Below are 20,015 nucleotides of genomic sequence, written 5' to 3'. Positions count from 1 at the left end.
GATGAAACAACTCTTAATAATTTTAAAAATGCAAATCAACAAGGTAAATTAGCTTCTTTCTCTCCTGTCTTTAAACCTAATAAACAAGGAGATATAATAAACAAAGGAAACATTAATGCAAATGAAGTAGTAATGGTGGGGAATAGAGTCTTATTACAATCTAGCTTTAAAGGATTAGATAGTGATGGAAAACCTATCTTTAACTATATTCAAGGAAATGGAGAAAAACCTATTATAAGATTAGTAGGTAATGAAGTGCATGCAGATATTGCAACCTTTAAAGACATAAATAAACTTTATATTGCTGCTAAGAATAAAGGCTCTTTATATCTTAATGCTACAGGATATTATTATAATACAAGTGCCCTAAAAGCATTTAGCTTTGAAGAAGAAACAGCCATAGAGGGAGCAGAACATAATAGTAATAACTTCTCTAATGCAAACTATGTAGGAATAGGAAGTGATGTAGATTGGTGGCATTTTGCTAAGGGGTGGAATACAAATAGTGAATTTAGAAATGCAAAAGAATTTAGACTTACAAGCGATATAGACTTTAAAGGTGTAATAGTAGAAGAGGGAGAAACTAAACAAAATTATGCTGATTATTGGATAGATTTTAATGGAGATGGAAAGAAACAAGATAATGAACGAACAAGTATGATTGTGGGGGATATGGGCTATATTGATGAAAATACAGACAATTCTTTCACTGCCAACTTTGATGGACAAGGATACACGCTAAGCAATATTAATATTGATACGACAGGGTTAGACAATAGCGATAAGCCTCGATATTTAGGGATATTTGGGTATGTTAATGGAGGAGAATTTAAAAACATTAATGTAGATTATATGGGGGGAGGGATAAAGGCGGATAGTGCTTTTAATGCAGGTGGCTTTGCTGGGGATATTAATGGTGGAACTTTCTCAAACATTGTTTTAAACAATATAGGGAATATTAGTGCCGATGATTCTATAGGAGGCTTTGCAGGAAGGATTGTTTATGGAACTTTCTCAAACATTATTTAAATAACATAGGAAAAATTAGTACTAATGATGATAGTTTTATGACTTATATAGGAGGCTTTGCGGGATATATTGATAATGGAACTTTCTCAAACATTGTTTTAAATAATATAGGAAATATTAGTGTTAGTGGTAGTAATGCTTATGTGGGGGGCTTTGTTGGAAGGATTTATGGCAATTCAACTTTTAAAAACATCTATATCTATTTCAAAGAGGGAGCCACAATCACAGTAACAAATGATAAAGGCAATTCCGATGTAGGTAAATTTGTGGGATATGCTGGAGATGATTCTGGTAAAATTAATGCTACCTTCAACAACATAAACCTTTACCATGCAGATAGTCAATTTGCAGATATGCAATTTGCAGGTAATACTACAGACTATGAAAACAAATTCACCCACGCAGGAAAAACTTTTAATGACTTCAAAACCGCAATCTTAGAAGAGGATGCTTTCAAAGATGATGAGGGTAATCCTATAACAATCTATGAAGAGAAAGATGATAAGGGTAATACTTACTTCACTTTCATAGATGAATCTAATATGGGTAATGACGGAGACAATGGCAATGGCGATAACGGAGACAACAACGACTCCAACTTCATAGATGAAAACCACGATGGCTTAACTGATATGCAAGATAAACTTACAGGCAACGACTTCTCTAGTGAATTAGTAAAAGAAATCCTAAAAGACTTACTGGATGAAAAACTTTTATTAAGTTTAGAAGTAGATAAACTTTTTATTATCAAAGAAGGAAAAGCAACACTCAATCAAGACTATCTTAAAACAATCCTTAGCAAGTATAAAGATGATGAAGCTCTAGCACAATCTATAAACTTCCTCTTAGCCTTCTATGGAGAAGAAGTAGATAATGATGGTAAAGGTCTAGGAAACCTATTAGCAGATAGAGAAAACAATAAAGAAGGAGTATGGACTAATCTTAAAAATAGAGTAGAACAAATCAAAAACTCCAAAAAAGAACTAGAAGACTTCATCAAAGGAAACAATCATCCAAACTATGCACAAGGAGGATTATTGGGACTTATGAACTTTTTTGCAGAATGGAAAGATAAATATGAGCTTTATACTTCAGGACTTGCTAAAGAAGAAGAAATGAAAAGCTTAGAAAAATGGTTTAAAAGCAATGCAAATAAGCTAAAAGAATACCAAGCACTCTTAGAAGATAAAATCTTAAAAGAATTCCCTTTTGCAAATATAGATGACAATACAACAGTAAAAGGTTCTTTAACCTTTAGTGGAGGAGAATGGATAGCAAATCTAAAAGAACCTGAATATAATAACAATGGAGGTGAGGATCAAACTATCACCACTCCCCTAAAAGACATTAACTCTTCTTTACTAAACAAAGAAAAGATAGTCTTAATTAAACCTGCTGAAGGAGAAAAAGAAGCTCTTGATGAAGAAAAAGGAACTCTAAATAGTAGAACTTGTGTAGTGAGTGAGAACTTTAAAACAAATAATCCTTGTATGGCAGAAAGGATTTAAAATTCGTATTCAAGACAGATAATAATAGATTAAAGGATTTTTACAAGGGGCACAACCACTTAAGGTTGCTAACCCCTTGAAAAACCCTTTAAAACTCTTATTCTATGCCGTAACTACTAGAATTTGTTATTTTTACTATCTTATAACTTTAACTTCCACTCTTATTTTAGCTCTCTTAGAATTAAAATGTTTTCTAAGCTTACTTTTTATTTTAACCTATTCCTCAATCACGCAAATTTCTTTGTTTTTAATGGCAATGAGAGTGCGAATCCCTACGATTACAACTGCAAAAATTGTAAGAATAATCCCAAAGATTCCAAAAGTGCTATAAACCAAAGAATGATGAATGCTATAAAGCTCCAAAGCGCAAAGGCTAAAAGCAGCAAGTGGGAAAGTGAAAGCCCACCAAGAGAGTGCAAATTTTAGCTTTGTAAAAATCCTTAGCATAACAAGCATTAAAAGGAAGAAAAAAATCGCAATACTAAAGCTAAAAGAAGCGATAAAATAGAGAGTTTGTGCTTCTAAAAAGGGTTTAAAAAGCAACAAAATATCAAGTCCAAAAATGCTAGGTGGAGCGATGAAAATAAAAAGTGTTGGGGTGAATTTTTGGGGTAAATTTTCTCCAAAAATAAGCCTAAAAAGGAGTGCTGCATTTAAAATAATCCAAAAAAAGCTCCCCATTCCTAAATAAAAGACTAAAAATTCAAAAGGGATAATGGGGGCTATGGCATTTAAATTTGCCCCTGCTAAGGGGACGATGAGATTTCCAACGATAGGGATAAACCACGCTGGAGATGCCATTTTTTGATCCATTGCGTTGATAAACCAATACTGCACCACATAAAGACTAAAAATAATTTGTAAAATTGCACCTAGATAAAAAAGAGCTATGGAAGCACTAAGGGGAAAAAGCTTTAAACTTAGCATTTGAATGATGAGAACGGATACAGAAACCGCTGCAAAGAAGTTGATTCTAACAGGGTGGGAGAGTTCTTTTAAAAAAGCTTTAGGGTAAAGAAAAATCTTAGCAAGATAAAGTATTAAAACAAAAAGCAATAAAAAAATGCTAAAAAAAGTCAATAGATTTGCCACTAGATCCAAACCAGAAAGGCTAAAAACCTTAATGGCTTTGTGAGTAAGGAGAGATAGCCCTCCAATTCCCATTACAGAGGCAAAAAACATAATAGGAAATAAAGAAAGCCATGATTTTTTTAATGTTTCATTCATAAGGGATTCCTTTAGGTAGAATTTAAGAGGAAGTATAATGCACTTTAAAATAACTTAGGGTGATAAAATCACTCTAATAATAAAAGGAGGGCTTGTTTGTCTAGGATTTCTATTTTACCTTTTTTGGTTGCAAGATAGCCTTTACTTTTAAAGCCTTTGATAATGCGAGAGAGTGCTTCTTGTGAAGTGTTAAGGGAGGTGGCGATAGATTTTTGTGTGAGAGTGTGGAGAGAGTTTTGATGGTTGATTAAAAAGCGTGCTAAGCGATTTTCAAGTTTTAAAGAATTTTTGATGATGAGTTCTTCTAAAATTTTAATTTTATTTAAAAGAGAAGCGATTAAAAGAAAGTTGAAGTCGTTATCTTCTTTTAATAATGTTTTAAAATCATTTAGGCTAAGTTCTGCTATCTCGCAATCACTCTCACATTCACAACTAGCAGGATAAGGCAGGGATAGAAAAGTAGGCATTTCGGCTATGAGTGAGGGGGGAGAAAATTTATGGAGTGTGATTTCTTTTTGCGTGTTTTTGTAGATTCTTAGATTTCCGCTCACTAAAATAAAAAGTTTTTTGGGAATTTGTCCTTCAAAAAATACAATTTCACCTTTGGAATAATGTTTTTTATAGCCTTTTTGGCATAGGATTTCTAGATAATTTGTCTGCATTTTTATATCTTTTTAACATAAATCAATCTTTTTATTCTACCATTTTTATAAAATTCCTGCCACAAAAACTAAAATTAAAAAGGATAAATATGCTAGACACAAAAACATTAGAATTAGTAAAAAGCACAATTCCTGCTTTAAAAACTTATGGAGAGGATATTACAAAAGTATTTTATAGGGAATTATTTACGCGTTATCCGCAAGTGCAAAGTATGTTTGATATGGAAAAGCAAAAAAATGGCAAACAACCCAAAGCTTTGGCATTAGCAGTTTTAAATGCAGCTATGAATATTGAAAATTTAGACAATATTAGAAAATCCATAGAAAAAATAGGTAAAACTCATGTGGAACTTAATGTAACAAAGGAGCATTATCCTCTTGTAGGTGAGTGCCTTTTAATAGCGATTAAAGAGGTTTTGGGCGAGGCTGCAAATGATGAAGTAATACAGGCTTGGGCAAAGGCTTATGGTGTGATAGCAGATTTTTATATCGAGATTGAAGAAAAAATGTATCAAGAGAAATAATTATTAATAATTTGTTGCTTTTTAGATTTTACATAAGCTTAACTTTGTATTAAACTAGAAAAATAAATAGCAAGGCTTAGTGTATCAAAAAGAATTTATGAGTATAATAATAGTATTTTTCATAAATAAGGGATAAAATGCAACAAATAATTTATTTAGCAGGTGGTTGTTTTTGGGGCATACAGGGTTATTTTGACCTATTAGAAGGAAGCTTAGAAACTAAAGTCGGCTATGCAAATTCTAAGCTTCATGCTCCAAATTATGAGTTAGTATGCTCAGGAGAGAGTGGTGCAGTAGAAACTTTAGAGCTTATTTATGATGAAGTTGTGTTACCATTAGAAAAGATTTTAAAACATTTTTTTGAAATTATTGATCCTTGTGCTTTAAATTTTCAAGGCAATGACTATGGCACACAATATAGAAGTGGCATTTATGTAAAGGATATAGAAAAATTGCCTTTAATAAGAAGTTTTGTGAAAGCCTTGCAGAAAGATTACCATAACCCTATTGTTACTGAAGTTAAAGAGCTTGAAAACTTTTTTGAGGCAGAGGAATACCATCAAAAATACCTTGCTAAAAATCCATTAGGTTATTGTCATATTGATTTAACAAAAGCAGAGCAAAATCAAAAAAAATTTTAGGGCTAAAAGTTAAGTTTTACAAGTTCTTTTGGCACTTTTAAGACGACTTTTTTGATAAGTTCCTTTTCTTTAATCATGATCCCGCCTGCATGCACATCATTTTCTTCAAAAACCGCTAAATTTCCCCTAAATAGTAAGAGAGTAGAGCAGTGAGGTGTGGGGTAGTATTCTTGTAAATCTTTTTCTTTATTGTAGGGAGTTTTGATTTTACAAAGCTCCTTTGGAGCAACAAAAAAGACTTCTCTGCCCTCGCAAACCATTTGAAAATCTACCATATTTTGGTGGCTTTCATAAAAAGCGTTTTGTGGTTCTTTGGTGAAATAGCATTGTGGAATTGCTCTAATGCCAAAGCCGATTTCTTCTTCATAACTTTCATTAGCTTGTAGTTTAGAAAGTTTGATGAAACACTCACTTTCTTCATCTAAAAGTTCATAAAGATAATAAAATACAGCCTTTAGAGCTTCGCTTTTTTGAAATTTTTTTCCAATTTCTTCTAAGTGTCCTAAAAACATTGCAAGATTCCTAAAAGTTTCTTAATCCAGTAAGCAACCAATTGTCTTCATTTTCTCTTTTTAGCTCTATAATGCAACCCTTGCCAACCTTTAGCCTAAGGTTACTATTAGCACACACATAGCTTGCAAAATCACTTATTGCAGGTTCATGCCCTACAACCACGAGAGTTTGCCAGTCCTCTTCAATCTCGTCTTTGTGTTTGAGATAGCCTTCTAATCCAACTTCAGGATTTAGATGCGGACTTAGAAAAAATGTGCTTTCTTCTTGCAATTTTGCGATATATTTTGCAGTATCGCATGCTCTTAATGCCAAAGAAGATACAATAGCATCTACTTTTGGATATTTTTTGTGAATGTATTTTGCGATTTTTTTGGCTTGTTTTTCTCCTTTTTTAGTTAAGGGACGCTTCAAGTCATCTTCTAAATATTTTTCCCTATCTTCTGCTTGTGCATGTCTTACTAAAACTAACTTCATAACCCCCTCCTTCTTTAGATTTTATCAATGATATTGATAACTAGATTAGCACTTTGTTTTGCAGAGTGCTCTAAAAACTCTTCATAGCTAATCAGTGCTTCATCTCCTGCATTATCAGAGATTGCACGGATAATACATAAAGGAATGCCAAGATTAGCGCATACCACAGCTACGCTTGCACCCTCCATCTCAATTGCATCAGCATTGAATTCTTTTTTAATCCAATCTTTTCTTTCTTTGTTGCTAATGAATTGATCTCCTGTTGCGATTACTCCCTCATAAAGTGGGATTCCTTGCTCTTTTGCAACTCCTTTAGCAAGATTGTTTAAAGCAGTGTCTGTGGGGATAAATACACTGCTTTCTGAAATGAAGCCATAAGGATGCCCAAAAGCAGTAATATCAACATCGTGTTGGCATAATTTTGTCCCAAGCACTAAAGAGCCTACTTTATAGTTTGGATTTACTCCGCCTGCCACACCATTGAAAATAATTTTTTCACAACCAAAATGCAATGCCATACAAGAGGCAGTCAAGCTTGAAAATACTTTACCAATGCGACTGCAAGCAATGATTAAAGTTTTGTTTTCTAATTCTACTTTATAAAAAGTGTTGCCACCAAAGGGGATAGTTGCATAGCTTTTATAATGATCTAAAAGAGGTGCAATTTCTTCTTGCATTGCTCCCATAATACCGATTGTCATTAAAAATCCTTTTGTAAAAATTCTTGAATTTCAGCGTAAGTTTGTAAAGAAATTGTTTCTTTTTGGCTAAGGCGTCTATTAAGGCCTTTTAATACATTGCCACCACATTCAATAAAATGTGAAATTTCTCCATCATTTGCACGGATAGATTGCTTATAAAGCACAGGATTTGTGAGTTGTTTGGAAAGGAGTTCTAAAGCTTCACTTTTTCTTTCATAAGGTTTTGCGCTAACATTTGAGATAACAGGAAAGATAAATTCATCTTTTAGCATTTGAGAAAGCAATACATGAAAATCCTCGCACATACTTTCTAAAATAGGACAATGGCTTGCAACAGACATAGGTAACATTAAAGCCCTTTTAGCACCTAAGCCTTTTAGTTCAACTTCTAAAATCTCTAAATCTTCTTTGTTGCCTCCTAGCACCATTTGCCCATCTCCGTTATAGTTGGCACACCATATTTTAAGACCCATATTGCGTTTTTTATCGCAAAACTCTTCTAAAACAGAATCTTCTAAGCCAAGCACTACCATCATACCCGCTTCTTGATTCTTGCAAGCCTGCTCCATTAAGATTCCTCTTTTATTTACAAGCAAGATAGCCTCATCAAAAGCGATTGCATTTGCAGCACACAAAGCACTAAACTCCCCTAGTGAATGCCCTAAAGAAAATTTTACTTTTCCTATAATTTTGGGAATAATCAAAGAATACACAGCATAGCTTACAAGTAAAATTGCTGGTTGTGTGTATTGTGTTAAATTGAGTTTGGGGTTTTCGCTAAAGCAAAGCTTTGTCATATCTTCTTTTAAAAGTTCACTTGCTCTTTCAAAAAGCTCTTTTACTTCTTTGCTATTCTCATATAAATCTTTTCCCATGCCTATGCTTTGGCTTCCTTGTCCGGGAAAAATCACTGCAAAACTCATAGATCTCCTTCTTACATACTTTTTTTAGCGCTTACGCCTAGTAGTTCTAATCCTAGATGAATAGAATGAGCAACAACTAAAAGCGTCTTTAGAATTTGTTTTTCATTTTGTGAATTTAAGATTTTTTCTTCATTATAAAAACGATGGAATTCCCCTGCAAGATTGCGTAAAAATTCAACAACTTTTTGGGGTGATCTAGAAATAAAAGAATCTTCTAAAACTTTTTCTAGCCCTAATGCCAACACTAATAAATCTCTTAAATTCTCTTTTAAATCTTTTAGGGGTGTATCTAAAATTTCTTCTTTAGAAAAGGAAGTTTTAGATAAAAGAGTGTGGATTCTTGCATGTGCGTAATTGATATAATACACCGGGTTGCTAGAATCTTGTTTTTTTAGATCTTCTACATCAAATTCTAAATGTGTATCGGCTTTTTTGCTTAAGAAAATGAGGCGTAAAGCATCAGAGCCCACATCTTCTACAACATCTTTCATAAGGATAAAATTTCCTGCTCTTTTACTCATCTTGTAGGCTTCTCCGCCTCTAAGTAGTGCTACCATTTGCGAGAGTAAAATTTCTAGTTTTTTACTATCATATCCTAAAAACTCTAAAGCAGCTTTCACTCTTGCTATATAGCCATGGTGATCTGCACCCCAGATATTAATGTAATAATCAAAATCCCTTTTGAATTTGTGATGATGGTAGATAATATCTCCTGCTAGATAGGTAGGTTCTCCATTTTCTCTTACGATTACTCTATCTAGTTCATCGCCAAACTCGCTAGATTTTATCCACAACTTTCCTTCTTTTTCATAAGTGCCTCCACTCTTTTTTAGCACTTCATAAGTGCCTTCCCAAGAAGAGTAAAGCTCCTTTTCGCTGACATAAGAATCAAAAACAATTCCAACTTGTGCAAGATTGCTTTTGATTTCTAAGAGCATTTTATCTTTACCAAAAATGCTTAATTTTTCTATATTGCTTTCAGAGCTAAAGCAATCTTTGCCTAACTCTTCATAAGCGACTTTAGCAAGATCAAAGATGTATTCCCCTTGATAGCAATCTTGTGGTAAATTTTTATCTTCATTAAAATATATATGACGCCCCGCATAATAGATGGATTTACCTAGATTTGAAATTTGAACTCCTGCATCATTGATGTAGTATTCTGTGAAAATTTGATAGCCTAGATATTTTCCTATCCTTGCGATACTATCTCCCAAAATCGCACCTCTAGCATGCCCTATATGTAGAGGGCCTGTTGGGTTAGCGCTTACATATTCAAGTAAGATTTTTTCTTTTTTTGTGGGATTTTTGTCCTTTTGGGTTAAAAAGTTTTTAGAGCAGGTTTCTAAAAACTCATCTTGGATAAAGAAATTGACATATCCGCCTACTACGCTAATATTTGTAATTTCTTTTAGAGTTTCTAGTTTGGTTGCAAAATCTTTTGCAATTTCTTGGGGGGATTTTTTGAAAGTTTTTGCAAAAGTAAAAGTAGGCAATGCAAAATGTCCAAACTTTTTATCCTTTGGGCGTTCTAAAACGCATTCAAAGCCTAGAGTTTTACTGAGTAAATCTTTAATGACTTGATACATTGATTAGGCTTTTGTTGTGGTGTTTGTAGTTGTATCTTGTGCTGTTGTTTCTTTTTTGTCTTGTTCAATTTTTGTATGGGTTGCGCTTACTTCCTCCTCATCTTCTTTGATGGCTTTTTTAAAATTTTTAATCCCAGAACCTAGACCTTTAGCTAAATCGGGTATCTTTTTTGCCCCAAAAAGAACTACAATAATAAGTAAAACAATCAATAGTTGTTGCACGCTTGGCATCATGGTTAAATCCTTAATAAAAATCAAAAAGTGAGTTATTATAACATAAAACCTTGATAATTTTCATAAGATTTTTTTCAAAGCTTTATTTAAATAGGTAAATATATGTGCAATATAAATATAAAAGCAATAAAATTAATTTTTATAATATAAATTATGATTTATTTAAGTTACACTTAGTTATAATTAAGGTAAATTTATGGGAGGTAAATTCATGGAAATTTTTCACTGGAATGAGGCAGATTTTACGCATAAAGAGGTGTGTATTCGCCCTATGTTGCAGAATAATTCAACAAGAGAGTTGCATATTACAATACCTAAAGAAGCAGTTTTAAAGGAACATCAAGCTCCTTTTGAGTTTAGTATTCAAGTATTAAAAGGAGAAATTTGGTTTGCAACAGAAGAAAAAAGAGAGATACTAAAGCCCTTAGATATGGTGCGTTTAGAAGCTTATCGTATGCATTCTGTGGGTGCGATAGAAGATTCTATTGTAAGAGTGAGTTTATCAAAAAACGATACTTTAAGCAGGATTTATTCTATAATCTCGCAGGGTTAGTGGGCTATTGCCTCACTAATCCCAACACCACTTTGTGCTCTAAAATCTTGTGCTAAAAATCCCTCTTTATCTAATTTAGCCCTTTTGGAATTATCCAGTTTTGAAATCACATAGATAAGAATAAAAGTAAGGGGCATAGAGAAAATTGCAGGGTGATCATAAGGAAAAATTGCTTTGGTAAAACCAAAAGTTTTTTCCCAAATGCTAGGGCTTAGCACCACAAGGGTAATCACTACAATAAGACCGATAATCCCACCTATAAATGCACCTTTTGTTGTCAAATTTTTCCAATAAATACTTAATAAAAGAATAGGAAAATTCACGCTAGCAGCAATGGCAAATGCTAATCCTACCATAAAAGCTACATTTTGATCTTTAAAGATAATTCCTAGAAAAATTGCTAATATTCCAATGCCAATGGTTGCAATTTTTGTAACTTTCATCTCTAGCTTTGCATCGCAAACTCCGTTTTTACAAACATTTACAAAAAGATCGTGGCTAATCGCTCCAGCACCAGAGATTGCAAGTCCAGAAACCACAGCTAAAATGGTAGCAAAAGCCACAGCACAGATAAATCCATAAAAAATATCCCCACCAATTACTTGAGCTAGGGTAACAGCTACCATATTTGTGATTCCATTGTAGCTTCCATCAGCATTTGTGAAATTAGGATTCCCAAGTAAAAGTGCAATGGCTCCAAAACCAATAATAAAGGTAAGAATATAAAAATATCCAATTAATCCAGTAGCGTAAAATACGGACTTTCTAGCTTCTTTTGCATCTTTAACCGTGAAAAATCGCATTAAAATATGAGGAAGTCCAGCTGTCCCAAACATCAAAGCTATTCCTAAAGAAAGTGCCGAAATAGTATCGGGTAAAAAACCACCAGGGAGCATAATTTTCTCACCTTGTGGGTGATGATGAATAGCTTGTGAAAAATAGTAACTTAAATCAAATTTTGTAAGATATAAAATCATAATTGCCATAAATGTAGCAGCTCCAAGCAATAAAATTGCCTTAATAATTTGCACCCAAGTTGTAGCATGCATTCCGCCAAAAACAACATAGCAAATCATTAAGATTCCTACAATTACAACTGCCACACTATAAGGCAAACCAAAAAGAACCTGTATGAGTTGTCCAGCACCCACCATTTGGGCAATGAGATAAAATACAATCACGCTTAATGCTGAGATTGCTGAGATAATTCTTATGGGCTTTTGCTCTAGTCTATAAGCAGTAATATCTGCAAAAGTGAATTTTCCTAGATTTCTAAATTTTTCTGCGATTAAAAATAAAATAATAGGCCAACCTGCTAAAAATCCAATAGAATAAATAAGTCCATCAAACCCATTAGTAAAAACAAGAGCGGTAATACCTAAAAAACTAGCAGCACTCATAAAATCCCCAGCAATTGCAGTGCCATTTTGCATTCCAGTAATGTTACCTCCTGCTGTGTAAAAACCACTTGCGCTTTGAGATTTTTTGTTAGAATAAAAAGTGATTGCTAAAGTAGCAAGCACAAAAATTACAAACATACTCACAGCAATGGGGTTAAATTTGCTTTGCGTAACTTCCCCTAAATCTAATCCAGCAGCCAAAAGAGCGCTTAAAGAACAAAGAAATAAAAAAAGTATTTTTTTCATAGTAAGCTCCTTATTTATAGTCTATTTTTCCATTTTGTAAATCTTGCAATGCGCCACTATTTTCTAAATCTTGTAAAACTTCTTTTTGGACTTTGTCAAAATGCTTGTTAGCAAAAAATGTATAAAGTCCTGTGCTAAGAATGCAGAGTAAGATTAAAAAGATTCCAAAAATAATTCCAAGAGTGATAGCACTGGGTCCTAAGCGATAACCTAAGATTTCAGGAAAAAGTCCTATGCCAAGCACAAAGATATAATAACAAAGCAATACAACCAAAGAAAGAATAAGAGATATTCTATTTCTAAAAGTAACAAAATTTCTAAATTTTTTTATAGAGTTTTCATAAAGTAACTTTTTATCCATAATAACCACCTTTTTAAAATGTGTAAAAGATAAATCTTTACTATAATTGTTACAAATATTCTATAAAATTTTCTTTATGTGTATAAGATAAACATAGTAATTTAAAGATAATATGTTACTAAATTTAACAAATATATTATTTTTTACTAAAAGTAACATATTTTAGATATGGGAGTTAATCCTGTAGGAGCTATTTTTTGCAATTATGCTAGTTTTAATGGAGTTTTAAAGGAGTTAAGAAATCTTGTAATGCGTGTTGAAAGCATTATGGCTTAAAGAGAGTTTGGCTTTATAAATTATTTGCTTTTGTGATTTATTTTTGGGCTATTGTAGTTTTTAGATTGCGGGGGGGGGGCTTTAGTGGCTTTAGTTTGGGTGGTTCTTGCATAAAAGCTCCCATTAATTTGGTTATTGTTAATCAGGTAATTTCTGAAATTTTTATAAAGTGTGTGATTGATTTTATGTTTTTTGGCAGAACGCCAAAATTTATCCAAACTTCCCTGAAAAGTAAGCCCTTCAATATCATAAAAAGCTTTTCCACAGACTTTAGTAGGGCATTTATGTAAAAGCGCTGAAAGTCCTGTGGTGCTGTTTATCACTACACAACCCAAAGCATTATGCAAAAGTGTGGGTAAATAAGTATCATGCACATAAATCACTCTATTTAAGACATTATAGCGACGCGAAAGACGTTTGATAAATTTCTTGTAATTTCTATAACCCCTATCCATAGGGTGGTGTTTGATAACCAAAAAATGTTGCGATTTAGAATATCTTGAAAAAGAAATAATGGTTCTTTTTATAAATTTTTCTATGCGTTTGCCATCAAAATGATTTTTAATTTGTGTGTCATTATGCACTTGTAAAATGGCTACAAAGTAATTTTGCTTTGAATCGCTTATTAATTCATTGTCTTCTTTTTCGCTAAGTTTATAAAACTGCTTTCTAAAAACAGATAAGAACCAAGGGAACATTTCTGTAAAGCTTAGGCTTCTATGGTGCAAAGAGTTATTAAAAAACCAACCCAAGAGAAAGGAAAAGAACCAATAAAGAAAACTAAAAAATGCCATATTTCTAAAAGAGTGTTTGATGGGTTTTTCAACTCTTTTGTCTTCCAAAGAGTAGTTTAAATAAAACTCGCTATTTTTTGGAATATTAGAAAAAGCATTCACCCCTCCTTTTTCAAAAGTAATAAAGTTAGGACGGATATACCCTTCTTCAAAGATAAAAGTATCAATATCAAGTTTTTTGGCTACTTTTAATGCAATTTTATGCAAAGGACGGCAATCATTAAACATAATAAGACAAGTGATATTGTACTTTTTAATTTTGTTTTCTAGATAGCTAGAAAATGTATCAAGGGAATTTCTATAATAAGAAGCGAAAGGATAAAAAAGAAAATCCCCTCCATTGAAATTAACTTTAAAAACTTTAGAACCCCTCTTTTTAAGGGCTTTTCCAAAATAATAAAAAAAGGGTCCCACAGGTCCTTGCAAAAGAAGGATATTTTGGTGTGGGATTCTCTCAAGTGCTTCTTTGAAGGTCATCGGATAGCAATCCTTTATTTATTGTCATTAATATCTAGAACAACTTTGGTTGCAATTGCAATTTGGTAGAGAATTTGTGTCAATACACTTGTAATTTGTAATCCTCTTCCTGTTTCAATTGCAGGTAAAATAAGTAAGGAATCCCCAGGCTTTAAACCTGGTGTGCTAGATAGAGCATACCAGCTACCATTGTAGCGTTCGGCTTTTCCATTAGCACGGATTAGCAAGATTCTCTTTTTGTTAGCTCTTTCTGTAAAATCTCCTGCGAGATTAATGTAATATTGCAAGCTTTTGCCCTCTTCATAGACAAATGCACCAGGCAATGCCACTTCCCCTTGCACTAAAACAAGATTGCTCTTAGCAGGGATATTGATAATATCCCCTTCTTCTAGGATTGTATTATGGTAAGCAAGCTTATTTTCAATAACAATTTGCCCTTTGGGTTCAATGTTTTTAGCTCTTTCTATAAATTCTAGCACCATTTTAGAGTGCGCGCTTCGCATAGTGGCTTCTTGTGGGGTAACAGAAGAAGAAGTGAGGGCTAGGGTTTCAAGCTCTTTTAGCTGTGCTTGAATGAGTTTCTTTTGTGTTGTGGCTACACTTTTTCTAAATACTTGGATAGCGTCCATATTAGATTGATCGTTTGGCTTTATTTTAGCAATCACTTCAGCAAGTGTTGTGCCTTTTTTCACAACCAGTGAATGAAGTCCGCTGTGTTCGCCCTCTATCCTAATAGCAATCTTTTTAGCGTTATAATCGGGTCTAAATTCTACTTCATCTCCTGCTTTTATGGGAATATTTGCAAATTCTTCACTCTCATAAGAGGCTACTTCAATGGAGCGATTAGCATTATAAGAGCGGATAGTAGCGTGCGTCGTAGTGGGCTTTGCCCCTGCGACTATGGCTAGATCTTGCAGAGTTTTGATATCATCTTTTAGCTCAAAGCGGAAAGGCTTTTGCACATCGCCACTTACATAAGCGTAACTTTGCAAATTTTTCACCAAAATAACATCGCCATTTCTAAAAGGAAAGAGCTTGATTTGTCCGCTAAGCAAGAAATTATAAAGATCAATTTGTAAAATAGCTTTATTATTGCGTAAAATTTCAATATCTCTAAAGCTTCCATAATCTAAATTAATCCCTCCAGCTTTGTCAATGTATTGCACCACAGAATCAGAGCTTAGCCCTTGATAAAGTCCAGGTTTATTAACATTTCCAGTTACAAAAACAGATACATTTTGATACACATTCATATCTGCATAAATAAAGACATTGTTTTTATAGATTTTAGAAACTCCGCGTTTTAGCACTTTAACTAAGTCCCCATTTCTAACACCTAGGATATTGATAGCACCCACATTGGGGATAAAAACATTACCTTGAGAATCTACCATAAGTTCTTGGTTGAAATTCACAGCACCCCACATTCTAAAGTTTATTCTATCTCCCACTGCAATTTTATAATCAGGATTATAGAGAGATTGGGAAGCTTTTGTAAAGTTTCCATTAAAAAGATGCGCTCCAAAAATAGGCGGTAAAATAGGTGTTAAATTTGTATAAGGAGCTATAAGAGGGTTTTGTGGGTTTGTAGTAGGATCTTGCATATTCTGCGTGTTTTGAGTATTTTGCATATTAAATTGATTGGTGGCACTCATTTGTGTGTTTGTAGAGGTTGTGCTATTATAATCTTGTGGATAGTTAGTGTTTTGGTTATCCACACCTACAATAGATGAGGTATCCACTGCACTTGCTAGATTGGAAAATAAAAGCAAAAAAGCTAAATTTGTGTGTAATAATTTTTTAAACAATGTCTTCATTAGTATCTATGCTCCTCTATAATCATTACAATAAGTTTAACAATTCCATATAAAAGTGAAAGGATAACAAAAATTGTTAAGATATTGTATAAAATTCTTGGATAAGTTGAATCTTGTGGTAAATTTGCCCCTTGGATAATCACAAGTTGCTTAATCTTGCGACTAGATTCAATTCTTGTGGTTTCCACAGAAGTGAGTGCTGTTGTGTAGGCATCTTGGGCAAATTTTGCTTCAATGGTTAAATCTTGAAATTTGGCTACTAAGTTATTAAGGCGTTTTGAATTTTTAGAAGAAACAATTTTAGCAGATTCTTTATCTAGCTGTTGTTTTAGGGCTTTAATTTCTGATTTTAGCATGATAATTTGGGGTGCATTTTCATTAAGATAGCTTTGCATGGTTGTAAGCTCTGCTTCTTTTTGAGCAATTTTGCTTTCAATTTCATTAGTAAGTGTTGCTTTAGCTTCTGCTTGTTTTAGGGGATCAAATATGCCATAACGCCCTTGGAACACTAAAAGATCATTTTGTGCTTTTGAAAGTCTTTCTTTTGCTCTTGATAATTCTTGTTCGGCAAATGCCATTTGCTCTCTTGCAGCTTTGTGGGAGATTTCATTTACAAATTTTTCAGACTGCACTAAAATGGCGTTAGCAATTTTTTGAGCGTCCTCTTGCGTGAAGCCTTCAACTTCCACAGATAAAAGCCCTGAAGTTTGATCAAAAACAATTTTAGTGCGGTTTTGGAAAAATTTTAAAAAAGATTCTTGTGAGCTATCTTCTTTTAAAGAATAAAAGGGATCTAAACCTTGCTTTTGATAAAGGTTTTTAATGTCAATGCTATCTTGTAAAATATTTAGTATATCAAGAGAGTGGATATAATCTTTTAAGAACAAAACATCTTCTCTAGCACCCGTATTGACACCCACAAGAGAAGCAAGACCACTAATTGGGGCAATATCAGAAGAAGAAGAACGCACACTCATAGTGATGGTGCTAACATATCTAGGTGCAGCAAAAAAGAGATAATAACAAATAACAGGTATCATCAAAACAAATACAATTTTAAAGCTTTTAAAAAAGGGTAAAATGCCCTTTGTTTTTAAAAGCGTGTTTTCTTTATGGATTGCTAATGCACCCGTTTGCAAGTTTGGTTTTTTAAAAAGAGCTTTTAGTTTATTCATCTAATTTCCTTGGTAGGCTTTAATGCCCTCATCAACATCATCATAAATTGTAATCTCCCCATTATTCAAAAGAATAATTTTATCACACCATTGTTTAATTTCAGAAACGCTATGGGATACCATAATCACTTTTGATTGACTAAGTCTTTCTTTATAAAGCTTAATGCTTTTTTGTTTAAACTTTGGATCGCCCACAGCACCTGCTTCATCAATTAAATAATAATCAAAATCAAACGCCATACTAAGTCCAAAAGAGATTCTAGCACTCATTCCAGAAGAATATGTATTCATAGGTTCATCAAAAAATTTTCCTATTTCCGCAAAATCTTCTACAAATTGCACTTTTTCTCTTAAGGCTTCCCCTTTGTATCCATATACTCTAGCAACAAATTTTACATTATCTCTTGCGCTTAGTGTATGTTGGAATGCCCCACCTAATCCTAGGGGCCAAGAGAGCTTTTTATTTGTAATGATTTTACCTCTATCAGGTAGTTCCGTGCCACTTAATAGTTTCATAAGCGTAGATTTTCCAGCACCATTTCTCCCCATTAAACCGATGCTGCAATTTTCAGGAAATGTAAAACTAAAATTTCTAAAAATATAGTGCCTTGAGCCATTAGAGAGAGGATAAGATTTGCTTACATTTATGAGTTTTATCATCGTTTTTTCGCTGCTATAAGAGCTTGTCTATTATGATAATAAGCTCCTAAAGAGATAAAGAGTAACACCATAATGCAAGCTAAGGGGTAAATATAGTTATAATCATCTTGCAAGGGATAATTGCTAAAAAAATTAGATCTTAAAAGCTCCATAACATGAAGCATAGGATTGTAATATAAAACATCTAAAATAGGGCGAGGCATAAGCCAAGTTGGGAAAATCACACCAGAAGCCCAATAAAAAACGATGAGAAAATAATTAAGAAGTGTTTTTAAAGGCTCAAAAAAGAAACCTATTAAAGCAAAGCCAATCCCTATCACAAAACCAAACCCAATTAAAAGTGCAAAAGAGAGCATTACATTTAAAAAATAATCAGGAATCACATCTAAATGCAAAAACCAACCCGCTAAAATTAAAACGCTTACAAAGATGGTAAAGTAAATGCAAAATTCTAAGCAAGTTCTTGCGATAAAAACATGAATGGGTTTTACAGGCTTATAAGCAAAGAGTAATAAATTCGCCTCAATTCCATTGATAAGCTGGGAAACAATGCTCCTAAACATAAAATAAGGCACAATTCCTACAACTAAAAACATAAAAATAGAAATTCCAGAAGGCATAACTTGATGGTGGTATTCTCTAATGGCAGTAGCAATGGCAGTAATGGTTAAAACAATACTCATAGGCTCACCAATTACCCAAAAATATCCTAATCGTTTGTTTTTGCCAAATCTTGTCTTTAGCTCACGCAAGAATAAAGCACTTATAATATGCGTCATTAACTCTTCTTTTGCCTTATTTTTTAATTTTTTGTTATTAAATATTCTATCTTATTTAAGCTTATTAATGCCTTTTTTATTCTTTAAAAAAGTTTGATATAATTTTATAAAATTTATTTTGGGAAGTCTTTTTTGAAGCGGATTTATGCGATATTGATATTGTTTTTTGTAGATTGTTTTGCCAAAAATGTGCAGGATGAAATTTCACACAATAAAAATTTAAAAATTTTAATTGTAGATGAAAAAATGAATATTATAAAAAGTGTGCCTTTAACAGAAGGGCAACAAAAAATCAGTTTGGAAAAATTTGATAAATCCTTACAAATTGACATCACAAGTCCTAAAAAAGAGTTGCAAACTTCTTTGAAAAATACCGATGCAGATACTTTTAAAGAAGAGCTAAAAACAGCGCTTAAAAAGCAAGAACAAAAGCTAGAAACTACGCCAAAAAGCACTCTTTATGAAGAAAGATTTGAACGCAATAAATTTATGGGAGATTTTTTAGGGTTTGAACCGCATAAATTTAATTATATTTTGCCTGCAAATGTAAGCACGAACACAGAACCCAATGAAGCAAAGAGAGTGGAGGCAAAATTTCAAATCAGTATTAAAAAACTTTTATACGATGATTTATTTTTTAAAGATTTAGATTTTTATTTTGCTTATACACAGCAAAGTTATTGGCAGCTTTATGATAATGACAATTCTCGTCCTTTTAGAGAGAGTAATTATGAACCTAGTTTATATCTTAGCTATCCTTTGGATAAAAAGTTTTTCTTTGATAGAGTGGATTTTGGTTATGTGCATCAAAGCAATGGAGGGGATTTGACAAAGTCAAGGAGTTGGGATAGGCTTTTTGTAGAGGGGATTTATAGCAAGGGAAATTTTGTTATGGGATTAAAGGCGTGGTATAGGATTAAAGAGGATATTCACAAAGATGATAATCCAGATATTCATAAATACCTAGGTTATGGGGATTTGACTTTGGCATATTTATATAATAAGCATCTTTTTAGCGCTACTTTACGCAATAACTTAAGGGCGGATAATAAGGGTTCAATTTTATTAGATTATTCTTATCCTATTTATAAAAATCTTTATTTGTACTTGCAGTTTTTTAATGGATATGGAGAGAGTTTAAGCGATTATAACAATTCCATTAATCGTGTTGGAATTGGAATATTGTTTAATAGATAAAATAAGGAAAGATTATGCAAGAACAAACAAAAATACAATGTCCAAATTGTAAAAATGAGATTAATATTAGTGATATACTTTATAAACAGCTTCAAAAGCAAATAGAAGAAGATTTAAAGCAAAAGCAAGAGGAGTTTAAAAAAGACTATCAAAAAAATCTTGATAATTTAACTAGGCAATTAAACGAAAAATCTAATCAAGTCAAAGAGTTAAACAATGCAAAACTAGAGATTCAAAAACTAAACTTAGAAAAAA

General features: G+C 32.8%; 20 protein-coding genes and 2 pseudogenes. 7 read left to right on the top strand and 15 right to left on the bottom strand.

Annotated elements, in window-relative coordinates; translation table 11 throughout:
- Together EBF09_RS05885 and EBF09_RS05880 are read left to right on the top strand one after the other, a co-directional pair.
- Positions 1-1,029, top strand: a pseudogene (locus EBF09_RS05885) (hypothetical protein); the annotation flags it as partial.
- 38 nt (positions 1,030-1,067) lie between these two features.
- Entirely contained in the window at positions 1,068-2,537 is a 1,470-nt protein-coding gene (locus EBF09_RS05880) for a hypothetical protein (protein WP_121764205.1), read from the top strand.
- A gap of 216 nt (positions 2,538-2,753) precedes the next feature.
- Here EBF09_RS05880 and EBF09_RS05875 read toward each other — a convergent pair whose 3' ends face one another.
- Positions 2,754-3,764 carry an SLAC1 anion channel family protein gene (locus tag EBF09_RS05875; protein WP_232817669.1) on the bottom strand — a complete coding sequence of 337 codons (1,011 nt, stop codon included), beginning with the start codon at positions 3,762-3,764 and terminating at the stop codon, positions 2,754-2,756.
- A gap of 68 nt (positions 3,765-3,832) precedes the next feature.
- Entirely contained in the window at positions 3,833-4,426 is a 594-nt protein-coding gene (locus tag EBF09_RS05870; protein ID WP_121764204.1) for a Crp/Fnr family transcriptional regulator, read from the bottom strand.
- Positions 4,427-4,515: 89 nt separating this feature from the next.
- Here EBF09_RS05870 and EBF09_RS05865 point away from each other — a divergent pair, with 89 nt between their 5' ends.
- Positions 4,516-4,950, top strand: coding sequence for a globin domain-containing protein (locus tag EBF09_RS05865; protein ID WP_121764203.1), 435 nt, complete (start codon positions 4,516-4,518; stop codon positions 4,948-4,950).
- 137 nt (positions 4,951-5,087) lie between these two features.
- Positions 5,088-5,591, top strand: coding sequence for a peptide-methionine (S)-S-oxide reductase MsrA (gene msrA, locus EBF09_RS05860; RefSeq protein WP_121764202.1), 504 nt, complete (start codon positions 5,088-5,090; stop codon positions 5,589-5,591).
- Between the two features lie 2 nt (positions 5,592-5,593).
- Here msrA and EBF09_RS05855 read toward each other — a convergent pair whose 3' ends face one another.
- From EBF09_RS05855 to EBF09_RS05830, 6 genes are read right to left on the bottom strand one after another with little or no spacing between them, the layout of a single operon-like run.
- Entirely contained in the window at positions 5,594-6,103 is a 510-nt protein-coding gene (locus EBF09_RS05855) for a YhcH/YjgK/YiaL family protein (RefSeq protein WP_121764201.1), read from the bottom strand.
- Between the two features lie 10 nt (positions 6,104-6,113).
- Complete coding sequence (locus tag EBF09_RS05850; protein WP_121764200.1) at positions 6,114-6,578, bottom strand: SixA phosphatase family protein; 465 nt, start codon at positions 6,576-6,578, stop codon at positions 6,114-6,116.
- Between the two features lie 14 nt (positions 6,579-6,592).
- A complete protein-coding gene (locus EBF09_RS05845) occupies positions 6,593-7,279 on the bottom strand; it encodes a 5'-methylthioadenosine/adenosylhomocysteine nucleosidase (RefSeq protein ID WP_121764199.1) in 687 nt (228 codons plus the stop codon).
- A complete protein-coding gene (fabD, locus tag EBF09_RS05840; protein WP_121764198.1) occupies positions 7,279-8,202 on the bottom strand; it encodes an ACP S-malonyltransferase in 924 nt (307 codons plus the stop codon). The genes EBF09_RS05845 and fabD overlap by 1 nt, the downstream gene beginning before the upstream one ends.
- A gap of 11 nt (positions 8,203-8,213) precedes the next feature.
- Positions 8,214-9,791 carry an arginine--tRNA ligase gene (gene argS, locus EBF09_RS05835; RefSeq protein WP_121764197.1) on the bottom strand — a complete coding sequence of 526 codons (1,578 nt, stop codon included), beginning with the start codon at positions 9,789-9,791 and terminating at the stop codon, positions 8,214-8,216.
- 3 nt (positions 9,792-9,794) lie between these two features.
- Entirely contained in the window at positions 9,795-10,025 is a 231-nt protein-coding gene (locus EBF09_RS05830) for a twin-arginine translocase TatA/TatE family subunit (protein WP_121764196.1), read from the bottom strand.
- 196 nt (positions 10,026-10,221) lie between these two features.
- Between EBF09_RS05830 and EBF09_RS05825 the strand changes: the two genes are divergently transcribed.
- Positions 10,222-10,578, top strand: coding sequence for a cupin domain-containing protein (locus tag EBF09_RS05825; protein WP_121764195.1), 357 nt, complete (start codon positions 10,222-10,224; stop codon positions 10,576-10,578).
- Here EBF09_RS05825 and EBF09_RS05820 read toward each other — a convergent pair.
- From EBF09_RS05820 to kpsM, 7 genes are all read right to left on the bottom strand, one after another.
- Positions 10,575-12,224 carry a cation acetate symporter gene (locus EBF09_RS05820; RefSeq protein ID WP_121764194.1) on the bottom strand — a complete coding sequence of 550 codons (1,650 nt, stop codon included), beginning with the start codon at positions 12,222-12,224 and terminating at the stop codon, positions 10,575-10,577. The two genes, EBF09_RS05825 and EBF09_RS05820, sit on opposite strands and share 4 nt — an antisense overlap.
- Before the next feature lie 10 nt (positions 12,225-12,234).
- Positions 12,235-12,585 (bottom strand): DUF485 domain-containing protein, encoded by a 351-nt coding sequence (locus EBF09_RS05815; RefSeq protein ID WP_121764193.1) that lies wholly within the window; start codon positions 12,583-12,585, stop codon positions 12,235-12,237.
- A 296-nt stretch (positions 12,586-12,881) separates the two neighbouring features.
- Positions 12,882-14,132, bottom strand: a complete 1,251-nt coding sequence (gene kpsS / locus EBF09_RS05810; protein ID WP_121764192.1) for a capsule polysaccharide modification protein KpsS — start codon at positions 14,130-14,132, stop codon at positions 12,882-12,884.
- A 14-nt stretch (positions 14,133-14,146) separates the two neighbouring features.
- Entirely contained in the window at positions 14,147-15,949 is a 1,803-nt protein-coding gene (locus EBF09_RS05805) for a polysaccharide biosynthesis/export family protein (RefSeq protein ID WP_121764191.1), read from the bottom strand.
- Positions 15,949-17,067 (bottom strand): capsule biosynthesis protein, encoded by a 1,119-nt coding sequence (locus tag EBF09_RS05800; protein WP_121764208.1) that lies wholly within the window; start codon positions 17,065-17,067, stop codon positions 15,949-15,951. Before EBF09_RS05800 ends, EBF09_RS05805 begins: the two co-directional genes overlap by 1 nt.
- Before the next feature lie 57 nt (positions 17,068-17,124).
- On the bottom strand, positions 17,125-17,784 hold the full coding sequence (locus EBF09_RS05795; RefSeq protein ID WP_121764190.1) for an ABC transporter ATP-binding protein: 660 nt from the start codon (positions 17,782-17,784) through the stop codon (positions 17,125-17,127).
- Positions 17,781-18,563, bottom strand: coding sequence for a capsule polysaccharide transporter KpsM (kpsM, locus tag EBF09_RS05790; protein WP_121764189.1), 783 nt, complete (start codon positions 18,561-18,563; stop codon positions 17,781-17,783). Before kpsM ends, EBF09_RS05795 begins: the two co-directional genes overlap by 4 nt.
- 153 nt (positions 18,564-18,716) lie before the next feature.
- Between kpsM and EBF09_RS05785 the strand changes: the two genes are divergently transcribed.
- Positions 18,717-19,760, top strand: a complete 1,044-nt coding sequence (locus EBF09_RS05785; protein ID WP_232817667.1) for a phospholipase A — start codon at positions 18,717-18,719, stop codon at positions 19,758-19,760.
- Between the two features lie 14 nt (positions 19,761-19,774).
- A pseudogene (locus EBF09_RS09200) lies at positions 19,775-20,015 on the top strand (hypothetical protein); the annotation flags it as partial.

The organism is Helicobacter burdigaliensis, assembly GCF_003670295.1.
GTDB classification, from domain to species: Bacteria; Campylobacterota; Campylobacteria; order Campylobacterales; family Helicobacteraceae; genus Helicobacter_D; species Helicobacter_D burdigaliensis.
Note: the sequence above shows the minus strand (reverse complement) of the source record. Positions and strands in the feature narration are given on the sequence as shown.